The sequence below is a fragment of the Streptomyces sp. NPDC090022 genome (genome assembly GCF_044748145.1).
Lineage (GTDB): Bacteria > Actinomycetota > Actinomycetes > Streptomycetales > Streptomycetaceae > Streptomyces.
This window is the reverse complement of record NZ_JBIVFN010000002.1, coordinates 616,268-627,064: the sequence shown is the minus strand read 5'-3', so window position 1 is coordinate 627,064 and position 10,797 is coordinate 616,268. Positions and strand designations below refer to the sequence as shown.

Sequence of the window (10,797 nt, the reverse complement as noted above, 5' to 3'; positions counted from 1 at the left end):
GCCGCGCCCCCCCCTTCCGGGGGGGGTCACTTCGGGTGCTTCTTCTTGTACTCCTCGATGGCCGTGCGCAGGGCGGCGAAGGCGGGCTTGGGCGTGCCGTCGTAGCGGCGCAGCCCGTAGTACTTGGAGTGGGCCTTGTCGGCGCCGGTGGCCGAGTCCTGGTGCGCGAACCAGAACATGCCCGCCACGTACTTGTCCTGGGCGGCGGTCGGCACGGTGTCCGTGGCGATCCGCGCCTGGAACTCCTCGGTGACGTGGGTGATGTCCTTGCCGTGCGCCTTCTCGTTCTGCGCCACCGTGCCGGGGCCGTTGGTCGGCGCGCCGGTCTCGGTGAGCCACACCGGCATGTTGGGCGTCCCGTGGCGCTCGGCGATCCCGACGAGGTTCTCGCTGGCGCTGCTGATCTCCTTGAAGACCTTGCCGTCCTTGGGCAGCTGCGGCCAGGCGTACGGGTGGTAGCTGAGCGCGTCGACCACCTTGTTGCCGCCCAGCTTGGAGACCTGTTCGAGGTAGTCCAGGTGGGAGACGTACTTGATGGGCTCCCAGGTGCCGACGGCGGCCAGGCCCGCCATCATCAGGTACGCGTTCGGGTCGCCCTCGCGCAGCGCCTTGGCGGTCAGCTTGAGCAGGGTGGTGTAGGCCTTGGCGTCGGGCTTGGGGGACCAGAACTGCGGGATGTTGGGCTCGTTCCAGATCTCCCAGGTGTGCACGCCCTGGGGGGCGTAGCGCTGCGCCGCGAGCTTGGCGAAGGCCGCGAACTTCTTGGGGTCGGCCGGCGGGCAGGTCGGGCGGGAGTCCTTGCAGGCGCCGCGGGCCCACTTGGGGGTGTAGGCGACGGTGGCCAGGACGTCCAGGTTCCGCTCGCGGGCGGCCTTGACGACCCGGTCGAAGCGCTGCCAGTTGTAGCCGGCGGGGCTGTCGGGCTGGATGTTGTTCCAGGACAGGTCGACCCGGATCCACTTGGTGCCCAGGCCCACGGCGTCGTTGAGCGCGGCCGCCAGGCCCTCGTCGGACTTCCAGGTGAGGGTGTCGCCGTAGCTCAGGCCCAGGCGCAGGTCGTGCTCCTTGGGCGGCTCCGGCGGGCGGTGCGTCGGCCCGTTCGAGCCGCCGTCGGTCTCGGAGGCCGAACCGGAGGGCGAGGACGCGGCGATGACGGTCGCGACCGTCGCCAGGACGAAGGAAACCACGGCGACGACCAACCGCTGCCGCTTGCTTGAATGCCCCACCATGGGGGACAGCCTAAGCCAAGGGCCCCGGCCGCTCCGGATCGGCGGGTTCCGGCCGGAATGCCCTGGTCAGCGACTTTCGAAACGTTTCGTCAGAGGGTGACGCCCGCGGTGCGCAGGAAGGCGACCGGGTTGACGGCGGAACCGTAGTTCGGGGTGGTGCGGATCTCGAAGTGCAGGTGCGGGCCGCTGGAGTTGCCGGTGTTGCCGGACAGCGCGATCTGCTTGCCCTTGGCGACCTTCTGGCCGATCTTGACCTGGAGCTTCGACAGGTGCGCGTACTGCGAGTACATGCCGTTGCCGTGCTTGATCACGACGGCGTTGCCGTACGCCGGGCCGTCGCCGCCGCCGTTGGGGCCGGACTTGACCACGACACCCGCGGACACGGCCTTGACCGGGGTACCGGAGGGCACCGCGAAGTCCTGGCCGGAGTGCTTGCTCGCCCACATCGAGCCGCCCTTGCCGTAGGTGGCGGAGAGCGTGTACTTGGCGAGCGGGGCCTGCCAGGCGGACTTCTTGGCCTTGGCGGCATCGGCGGCCTCGGCGGCCTTCGCGGCCTGGACGGCGGCCTGCTGGGCGACCAGCTCGGCGGTGGCGGTGGCGGAGGCCGGGGCCTCGGCGGCGAAGGCGGTCCCCGCCCCGAGCACCACGGTGGCGCCGAGACCGGCGGCGACGACGGCGGTACGGATACGACGGGGGCTGACGCGCTTCGCGGACATGGGTGACCTCTCGGCAGGCTGCGGGGGAATGAAGTGACCCGGCACTTCTGGCTCGTGCCGGGCTCGCTTGCTCATCCTTGGTAACCCGGGGTCCGCGAATCCCCCAAACACCCCCCTTACTACCCGAGCTCGTAGCGGTCGGACGTGCTGCGCATCACGTTGACGCGCCCGTTCTGCGCCGGAGACCGGCCCGACTTCGCACGTTCGCCCATTGGATCTACGAATTCATCTCGTAGGTCCGATTTGCCCCGTGGTGCTTGTCACCGCGACCGGCCCCTGATCGCCCGTTTCCGGATCGCGGCGCCGCCGCCGTCGATACGCTCTCGAACCGTGGACCCAGCTGCGCCCAACGGCATCCTCATCCCGTCCGGAGTCATCGGCCCGATCATCGAGAGGCTGTTACGGCGCGGCCCCGGCTACGACTGGCCCGCCGGCAAAGCACCCGTCCGTCTCTCCGCTTACCTGGCCCTGGACGACGGACGCAGGCCCGCCGGCGCCGAGCTCCAGGAGATCGCCGAGGCCCTGGTCGAGGCGGCCCTGGCGGTCGCGGGCGAGCGGCCGCTGCCCGTCGGCGGCCGGGCACGCGCCGCCGACGCCCTCAGCCAGAGCCTGAACGCGCTCGGCGGCCTGGAGGTGCACGACCTCGGGGCCGTGCAGAACGGCCACGAGGCCCTCGCCCGCGCCGTGCATGAGGCGGACGTTTACCTGCACTTCCTCTCGCCCGACACCTCGTCCTTTCACGACCGCCTGCTCACCACCGTCTGCCTGCACGTGCTGTACGCACTGGCCCGGCGCTCGGCCTTCGTGCGGGCCGGCGTACCCCGCCAGACCCTCCTGCTGGCCGAGCAGGTGGCGGCGGCGGACGCGGCGGCCGCCCGCCTCCCCCGCCCCGACGCCTCCGACGCCGCCTTCGAGCGGCGCTACCGCGACCACATCGTGTCCCGGTACAGCGAGCTGACGATCTTCGGCATCGATCTGACCCGGTCCCCGGCGAAATGGCCGCTGGACGCGGCCTACATGACCCTGGAGGCCGCCGACACCTCGGCGACCCGGGTCACCGACCCGGCGGACGCCTGGGTGCTCAACCCGGCCACGGGCGAGTACGAGCTGAACCTGCGGCTGACCGGCTACGCCGAGGCCGCCGAGCCCGGCCCCGCCGACCAGGTCCTCGCCCGCCACGGCCGCGTCCTGCTGCGCGGCGAGGCGGGTTCCGGCAAGACCACGCTGATCCAGTGGCTGGCCGTCTCGGCCACCCGCCCCGACCCCGAGGAGCGGATGACCTACGTCAGCGGCCTGGTCCCCTTCGTCCTGCCCCTGCGCACGCTCGCCCGGCGGCCCGGCGGACTGCCCGAGCCCGCCGACTTCCTGTACGCCGTCGGCGCGCCGGTGGCCGGGGACCAGCCCGTGGGCTGGGCCGACCGGGTCCTGCGGGCCGGCCGCGGCCTGGTCCTGGTCGACGGGATCGACGAGGTCTCCGAGGAGGTCCGGGAGCACGCCCACGCCTGGCTCGCCGGCCTGATCGGCGAGTACCCCGACAACCGCTGGCTGATCACCTCGCGCCCCTCAGCCGTACCCGCCGCATGGCTGGACGCACAGCGCTTCGCCGCGCTCACCCTCTCCGAGATGACCCCCTCCGACGTGGCCGCCTTCGTCCGGCGCTGGCACACGGCGGCCCGCACCGGCACCCCCGAGGACGAGGAGCTGCCCGCGTACGAGGAACAGTTGCTGAAGGCGCTGCGCAGCAAGGAGGACGTCGGCCGGCTCGCCACCAACCCGCTGCTGTGCGGCCTGATCTGCGCACTGCACCGGGACCGGCACGGCTTCCTGCCCCTGAGCCGCAAGGACCTCTACACCGCGGCCCTGTCCATGCTGCTCTCCCGCCGCGACCGGGAGCGGAAGGTGCCGGGCCCGCAGCTGCGCGACGAACCCCAGATCCAGGCCCTCCAGCGGCTCGCGGTCTGGCTGATCCGCAACAAGGCCTCCGAGATGGACCGGCGCCGGGCCGAGTCGGTCATCGGCGAGGCCCTGCCCTCCCTGCCCTCCCTCCAGGCCCTCGGCGACGCCCGGGCGGTGTTCACCCGCTTCCTGGAGCGCACCGGCCTGCTGCGCGAGCCGGCGCCCGGCTCGGTCCACTTCATCCACCGCACCTTCCAGGACTTCCTCGGCGCCCGGGCCCTGGTGGACGAGAGCGGCTGGCGCGAGCTCGCCCTGCACGCCGAGGACGACCTGTGGGAGGACGTGATCCGCATGGCCGTGGCGCAGGCCCGCCCCCGCGAGCTGGGGGAACTCCTCAAGGAGCTGCTCGCCCGCAAGACCCCTCGCGCCGCCCTGCTGGCCTTCGCCAGCCTGGAGGACGCCACCGAGATCGCCCCGGACGTCAGGGCCGAGGTCCAGAAGGCCGTGCAGCAGCTGATCCCGCCCCAGTCGGCGGACGCGGCCCGCGCTCTCGCGTCGGCGGGCCCGCTGGTCCTGGGCCTGCTCCCCGGACCCGACGACGTGGCACTGCACCACCTGCCGTACGTCATCCAGGCCGCGGCGAAACTCGGCACCGACCGGGCCATGGGCTACCTGACCCAGTTCTGCCAGGAGGCGTCGCCGGCCGCCCGGACCGCGCTCGCGGCCGCGTGGGAGCACTTCGACGCCCGGCGGTACGCGGAGGAGGTGCTCGCCCGTCTCGACCCGGACGGGGTCACGTTCACCGTGACCTCCGACGCGCAGCTGGAGGTCCTGGCGGAGGTGGCTCCGCAGGCCTCCCTGACCGTCCGCGGGTACGTCTCCCAGGCGGCGATCGCCGCCTATGCGAACCGTGTCCCGCTGCGCTCGCTGACCGTGTCCGACAACTGGGACATGACCGGCGTCGGATTCCTGCGCGGGCACGAGGAACTCACCCACGTCTCCTTCCGCGCCTGCAACCGGCTGCGCGATCTGCGGGGCCTGGAGCACGCGGGCATCACCACGGCGTGGCTCGGGCTCGGCGAGGTCACCGACAGCCTGTACGCCGTGAGCACCTGGCACGGCCTGCGCCTGCTGGCCCTGTCGGGCCCGCCCCTGCGGGCCTGGTCCCCGTCCCACCTGGACCCCTCGATCCGGCTCCACCAGCTCGGCCTGGGCGAATGCCCTCAGGGGCGCGTCCTCAAGGGACTCCTCCGGCAGCAGGAGCTGCACACCCTGCACCTGGACGACACCACGGGCCCGCGGTCGGCCGTGGACTGGAACGAGATCGCCGGCCTGCCCCACCTCGGGGACCTGATGGTGGCCGGCCCCGACCTGGCCACGGCGCCCCGCGGCCTGGAGCTCAGCGGCGTGATGACCCTGCGGTTCGCGTCGTCGAAGGAGCCGCCCAAGGCGGTGATCAAGCGGATCCCGCAGCTCTTCCCCGCCCTGCGCACGCTCCAGCTCAACCTGGTGGCGCACTCCCCCGCGTACATCAGGCTGCTGCCTTCCAGCGTCTACGTGGAGGAGTAGGCGCCCCGGGCCGAGCCGGAAAAAAGGGGGGCCGGAAAAGGGGCGGCCCCGGGACTCGTGGTCCCGGGGCCGCCCCTTGGATGCTGCCCGGCGCGGTTACGCGCCCTTGCTCAGGTCCGGGCCGGAGCCCGACGCCTCGATCGGGGGAACGTCCGGCAGCGCCGACTTCTCCTCGCCGCGGAAGGTGAACTTGGCGGTCTCGCCCTCACCCTCCGTGCCGACGACCACGATGTGACCGGGGCGCAGCTCACCGAAGAGAATCTTCTCGGAGAGGATGTCCTCGATCTCGCGCTGGATCGTGCGGCGCAGCGGGCGGGCGCCCAGGATCGGGTCGTAGCCGCGCTTGGCCAGCAGGAGCTTGGCCTCGCCGCTGAGCTCGATGCCCATGTCGCGGTCCTTCAGGCGCTCGTCCACCTTGGCGATCATCAGGTCGACGATCTGGATGATGTCTTCCTGCGACAGCTGGTGGAAGACCACCGTGTCGTCGACACGGTTGAGGAACTCGGGGCGGAAGTGCTGCTTCAGCTCCTCGTTGACCTTGGCCTTCATCCGGTCGTACCCGGTCTTGACGTCGCCCTGGGCGGCGAAGCCCAGGTTGAAGCCCTTCGAGATGTCCCGCGTACCCAGGTTGGTCGTCATGATGATGACCGTGTTCTTGAAGTCCACGACCCGGCCCTGGGAGTCGGTCAGGCGACCGTCCTCCAGGATCTGGAGAAGGGAATTGAAGATATCCGGGTGGGCCTTCTCGACCTCGTCGAAGAGGACGACGGAGAACGGCTTGCGGCGCACCTTCTCGGTGAGCTGGCCGCCCTCTTCGTAGCCCACGTAGCCGGGGGGCGAACCGAAGAGGCGGGAAACCGTGTGCTTCTCGCTGAACTCCGACATGTCGAGGGAGATCAGCGCGTCCTCGTCGCCGAAGAGGAATTCGGCGAGCGTCTTGGACAGCTCGGTCTTACCGACACCGGACGGGCCGGCGAAGATGAACGAGCCACCGGGACGCTTCGGGTCCTTCAGGCCGGCCCGCGTACGGCGGATCGCCTGCGAAAGGGCCTTGATGGCGTCCTTCTGCCCGATGACGCGCTTGTGGAGCTCGTCCTCCATGCGCAGCAGCCGCGAGGACTCCTCCTCGGTCAGCTTGAAGACGGGAATGCCGGTCGCGGTCGCGAGGACCTCGGCGATCAGGTCGCCGTCGACCTCGGCGACGACGTCCATGTCGCCGGCCTTCCACTCCTTCTCGCGCTTGGCCTTCGCCGTCAGCAGCTGCTTCTCCTTGTCCCGGAGGGAAGCCGCCTTCTCGAAGTCCTGGGAGTCGATCGCCGACTCCTTGTCGCGGCGCACACCCGCGATCTTCTCGTCGAACTCGCGCAGGTCCGGCGGCGCGGTCATCCGGCGGATGCGCATCCGGGAGCCGGCCTCGTCGATCAGGTCGATCGCCTTGTCCGGGAGGAAGCGGTCCGAGATGTACCGGTCGGCCAGGGTGGCCGCCTGGACGAGGGCCTCGTCCGTGATGGACACACGGTGGTGGGCCTCGTACCGGTCGCGCAGACCCTTGAGGATCTCGATGGTGTGCGGCAGCGACGGCTCCGCGACCTGGATGGGCTGGAAGCGGCGCTCCAGGGCCGCGTCCTTCTCCAGGTGCTTGCGGTACTCGTCCAGCGTGGTCGCACCGATGGTCTGGAGCTCACCGCGGGCCAGCATGGGCTTGAGGATGCTGGCGGCGTCGATCGCGCCCTCGGCGGCACCCGCACCCACCAGGGTGTGGAGCTCGTCGATGAACAGGATGATGTCGCCGCGGGTGCGGATCTCCTTGAGGACCTTCTTCAGGCGCTCCTCGAAGTCACCGCGGTAGCGGGAGCCGGCGACCAGGGCGCCGAGGTCGAGGGTGTAGAGGTGCTTGTCCTTGAGGGTCTCGGGCACCTCGCCCTTGACGATCGCCTGCGCCAGGCCCTCGACGACGGCGGTCTTGCCGACGCCGGGCTCGCCGATGAGCACCGGGTTGTTCTTGGTACGGCGGGACAGCACCTGCATGACCCGCTCGATCTCCTTCTCGCGCCCGATGACCGGGTCGAGCTTGGACTCGCGGGCCGCCTGGGTGAGGTTGCGGCCGAACTGGTCCAGGACGAGCGAGGTCGAGGGCGAGCCCTCGGCCGGGCCGCCGGCCGTGGCCGCCTCCTTGCCGCCTCCGGAGTAACCGGAGAGCAGCTGGATGACCTGCTGCCGGACCCGGTTGAGATCGGCGCCCAGCTTCACGAGGACCTGGGCCGCGACGCCCTCGCCCTCGCGGATGAGGCCGAGCAGGATGTGCTCGGTGCCGATGTAGTTGTGGCCGAGCTGGAGGGCCTCACGGAGCGAGAGCTCCAGGACCTTCTTGGCACGCGGGGTGAAGGGAATGTGACCGGACGGAGCCTGCTGGCCCTGGCCGATGATCTCCTCAACCTGCTGGCGAACCGCCTCGAGCGAAATCCCGAGGCTCTCCAGGGCCTTAGCGGCGACACCCTCACCCTCGTGGATCAGGCCCAGAAGGATGTGCTCGGTGCCGATGTAGTTGTGGTTGAGCATCCGGGCTTCTTCCTGAGCCAGGACGACAACCCGCCGCGCGCGGTCGGTGAACCTCTCGAACATCGTTAATCGCTCCTCAGAGCGGTCGGGCAGTAAGGGGGCGGTCCCCTCCCTGTCCTTCCGCATGCTAGTCCCGCAGGACGGGACAGCTCATTCCAACTGCCGACATCCACCGCGGCTCACCCCCACGTCGGTGAGGAAAAACCGGCCTGAACAGCCGACAACTGCTCCAACCCGATAGTGGGAGACGATGTTCCCGCAGGCCAGGCAGATACCCGTCACACGTGTACGCCGACGGCGAACGGCACCCGTCAAAACAGCGTGTCGGCCCTGGGGCCCCTAGGAATGTCCTACCCGTAAGGGCGGACAGTCCATGCCCTCAGCACGGTGTTGCTCCGCTAAGGGCGAACAAGCTTGCGTCCCTGATCTTCACGTTTCGCATGTATGCCGGAACGGCGCGTAACCGCGGCGTGCCGGACGCCGTTGCTCCGGGCATGGCCCCCACCGTGCCGCTCCCCCGCGTCGCACCCGAGAGCGCGTACGCCCCCTGGTACACGCAGGTCATGGGCTGGCCCGTGGCCGGCGGTCCGCCGGTCCAGCTGGTCACCGGGACGCACTTCGACGTCCTGGAGGTGCCCGCCGACGCCGGGGCGGCGCTGCTGTGCTCTCCGGTCGCCACCGGTCCGGTGGCCCGGATGGGGCGCAGGATGCGGTTCCTGGTGGCCGCGGGGTCCGCCGACGAGCTGCCGGGGCTGCTCGACTGGCTGGAATGGGGCGGGGTCGCCCTGGACCTGACCGCCCTGGGTGCGGGGGGCCGGATCACCGCTCCCGCGCCCCCGGGCTGGTGCGGCGGTTCCCAGGAGGCCGCCGTATGGCTGCGGCCCCCCGAGCCGGGGTGCGAGGCGTCCCTGCCCGCCCTGTCCGCCGACGGCGGCGGCAGCCGGGCCGCCGGGCCCGCGCGGGGGCCCGACCTGGTCCGGCTGGTCGGTGCGGCGGCGACCCAGTGCCACCGGGCCCGCCTGGCGCGTGCGGCGCCGGTGTACGCCGCCCGCGCCTGCGGTCCCGGTCAGACCTTGGCGTTCTCGTAGGCCTCGCGGATCTCCTGCGGCACGCGGCCGCGGTCGTTGACGCTCAGGCCCTGGGCCTTGGCCCACGCGCGGATCTCGGCGGTGTCCGGGTTGCCGGAGCTCACGGCGGCCCGGCCCTTGGCACGCCCGGCGGCCGCCCGGCCACCGGTGCGGCGGCCGCCCTTGGTGTACGGCTCGAGCAGGCCGCGGAGCTTTTCCGCGTTGGCGGTGGTGAGGTCGATCTCGTAGGTCTTGCCATCCAGCGCGAACGTCACGGTCTCGTCCGCCTCGCCACCGTCGAGGTCGTCGACAAGAAGGACCTGAACCTTCTGTGCCACCGGATTTCCTTTCATCGAAAATGCAGTACGCGGAAAGGAAACCGCTTTTGCCTGAAAAACACAAACCCCCGGGGAGAGGTTCAGGACCGCAACAGGACGGGAAACGTGCGCGATTCGGACATAGGCCACAGGGGGGCGGGGGGCCGGAAAAGCCGTGCTGATCGTTCAGAGGTGCAGAAGCATCCGGCTGTTGCCCAAGGTGTTCGGCTTCACTCGTTCGAGACCGAGGAACTCGGCGACGCCCTCGTCATAGGAACGCAGGAGCTCGGTGTAGACATCGGTCTCCACCGGGGTCTCGCCGATCTCGACGAAGCCGTGCTTCGCGAAGAAGTCCACTTCGAAGGTCAGGCAGAATACCCGGCGCACACCCAGGGAGCGGGCGGTGGCGAGCAACTTGTCCAGCACCTGATGCCCCACGCCCCCGCCCTTCAAGTCGCGGTCGACGGCGAGCGTGCGTACCTCGGCAAGGTCTTCCCACATCACGTGAAGTGCCCCGCAGCCCACTACCCGGCCGTCCGCGTCGCGTTCCGCGACCCAGAACTCCTGGATGTCCTCGTAAAGGGTCACCGGTGCTTTGTCGAGGAGGATCCGCTGCTGCACGTACTGGTCGAGGAGCCTGCGCAGTGCGGGAACATCCCCGGTGCGGGCCCGGCGGATCGTCACGGCTTTTGCATTCGCACCGGGCGCGGAGGAAGGTGAATCGGCTGCCATGCCCGGACGCTATCGCCCCGCGTCGGCGGGCGGCTCGTCGGTGTCCTCTTCCGCGTCGCGCGCCTGGTCCGGGGCCTCGGGCTGGACGATCCGGACGGCGTCGCGCAGCGCCTCGCGCTGTTCCGGCGACATCATCCCGAAGAAGGCGACGAGGGCGGCCGCCGGGTTGTCGCTGGTGGACCAGGCCTCGTTCATCAGTGCGGCCGAGTAGGCGGCGCGGGTGGAGACGGCCGTATAGCGATAGGCGCGGCCCTCCGCCTCCCGGCGGACCCAGCCCTTCTGATGGAGATTGTCCATCACGGTCATGACCGTGGTGTACGCGATGGACCGTTCCTGCTGGAGGTCTTCCAGCACTTCCCGGACAGTGACCGGGCGGTTCCACTGCCACACCCGCGTCATGACCGCGTCTTCGAGTTCTCCCAGGGGGCGAGGCACAACAGCACGATAGTGCGGGATGTCCCGAATTTCCCGGCCATTCGGTCGGGGCGCACAACAAAATCGGACGGCCGGCCCAGTGGGCCGGCCGTCCGGTCACGTCAATCCCTGACGGGCTGGCCGCTCTCGGCGCGGGAGATCGCGGCGTCGACGACCGCGTCCTCCTTGGCCTTGTTGGCACCGCCCTGGCTCTTCACGATCGTCACGACGAGAGCGATGAAGAACACGGCCATCACGAAGGGGGGCACGAGCGCGGATACGTAGTCCATGGCGTCCA

Annotated in this window: 9 protein-coding genes; 2 read left to right on the top strand and 7 right to left on the bottom strand. The window is 70.4% G+C overall.

Translation table 11 applies throughout. The annotated features are described in order from the left end of the window. Positions 1–26: 26 nt before the first annotated feature. A complete protein-coding gene (locus tag ACIPXB_RS07500) occupies positions 27–1,229 on the bottom strand; it encodes a cellulase family glycosylhydrolase (protein WP_401445700.1) in 1,203 nt (400 codons plus the stop codon). A gap of 89 nt (positions 1,230–1,318) precedes the next feature. Next, positions 1,319–1,945: a M23 family metallopeptidase gene (locus tag ACIPXB_RS07495; protein WP_401445697.1), complete on the bottom strand. Its 627-nt coding sequence runs from the start codon at positions 1,943–1,945 to the stop codon at positions 1,319–1,321. A gap of 330 nt (positions 1,946–2,275) precedes the next feature. On the opposite strand from ACIPXB_RS07495, the gene ACIPXB_RS07490 reads away from it, so the two are divergent. Further along, entirely contained in the window at positions 2,276–5,410 is a 3,135-nt protein-coding gene (locus ACIPXB_RS07490) for an NACHT domain-containing protein (protein WP_401445695.1), read from the top strand. A 96-nt stretch (positions 5,411–5,506) separates the two neighbouring features. Here the strand turns inward: ACIPXB_RS07490 and ACIPXB_RS07485 are convergent, their stop codons facing one another. After that, positions 5,507–8,032 carry an ATP-dependent Clp protease ATP-binding subunit gene (locus ACIPXB_RS07485; protein WP_401445693.1) on the bottom strand — a complete coding sequence of 842 codons (2,526 nt, stop codon included), beginning with the start codon at positions 8,030–8,032 and terminating at the stop codon, positions 5,507–5,509. 431 nt (positions 8,033–8,463) lie between these two features. On the opposite strand from ACIPXB_RS07485, the gene ACIPXB_RS07480 reads away from it, so the two are divergent. Further along, the gene (locus ACIPXB_RS07480; RefSeq protein WP_401445690.1) at positions 8,464–9,057 is read left to right on the top strand and encodes an SCO3374 family protein; all 594 of its coding nucleotides are present in this window, start codon (positions 8,464–8,466) and stop codon (positions 9,055–9,057) included. On the opposite strand, the gene ACIPXB_RS07475 is transcribed toward ACIPXB_RS07480, so the two are convergent. From ACIPXB_RS07475 to ACIPXB_RS07460, 4 genes are all read right to left on the bottom strand, one after another. After that, positions 9,036–9,374 carry an Lsr2 family protein gene (locus ACIPXB_RS07475; protein ID WP_401445688.1) on the bottom strand — a complete coding sequence of 113 codons (339 nt, stop codon included), beginning with the start codon at positions 9,372–9,374 and terminating at the stop codon, positions 9,036–9,038. The two genes, ACIPXB_RS07480 and ACIPXB_RS07475, sit on opposite strands and share 22 nt — an antisense overlap. Before the next feature lie 165 nt (positions 9,375–9,539). Continuing rightward, positions 9,540–10,085, bottom strand: a complete 546-nt coding sequence (locus ACIPXB_RS07470; RefSeq protein ID WP_401445685.1) for an amino-acid N-acetyltransferase — start codon at positions 10,083–10,085, stop codon at positions 9,540–9,542. Between the two features lie 9 nt (positions 10,086–10,094). Further along, entirely contained in the window at positions 10,095–10,520 is a 426-nt protein-coding gene (locus tag ACIPXB_RS07465; protein ID WP_401445683.1) for a BlaI/MecI/CopY family transcriptional regulator, read from the bottom strand. A 101-nt stretch (positions 10,521–10,621) separates the two neighbouring features. Continuing rightward, entirely contained in the window at positions 10,622–10,789 is a 168-nt protein-coding gene (locus tag ACIPXB_RS07460; RefSeq protein WP_401445682.1) for a hypothetical protein, read from the bottom strand. Between the last annotated feature and the right edge of the window lie 8 nt (positions 10,790–10,797).

What these genes read in the sequence shown, in the direction of transcription:
- ACIPXB_RS07500 (WP_401445700.1), bottom strand. Translation starts at nt 1,229, where the DNA reads ATGGTGGGGCATTCAAGCAAGCGGCAGCGGTTGGTCGTCGCCGTGGTT.
- ACIPXB_RS07495 (WP_401445697.1), bottom strand. Translation starts at nt 1,945, where the DNA reads ATGTCCGCGAAGCGCGTCAGCCCCCGTCGTATCCGTACCGCCGTCGTC.
- ACIPXB_RS07485 (WP_401445693.1), bottom strand. Translation starts at nt 8,032, where the DNA reads ATGTTCGAGAGGTTCACCGACCGCGCGCGGCGGGTTGTCGTCCTGGCT.
- ACIPXB_RS07480 (WP_401445690.1), top strand. Translation starts at nt 8,464, where the DNA reads ATGGCCCCCACCGTGCCGCTCCCCCGCGTCGCACCCGAGAGCGCGTAC.
- ACIPXB_RS07470 (WP_401445685.1), bottom strand. Translation starts at nt 10,085, where the DNA reads ATGGCAGCCGATTCACCTTCCTCCGCGCCCGGTGCGAATGCAAAAGCC.
- ACIPXB_RS07460 (WP_401445682.1), bottom strand. Translation starts at nt 10,789, where the DNA reads ATGGACTACGTATCCGCGCTCGTGCCCCCCTTCGTGATGGCCGTGTTC.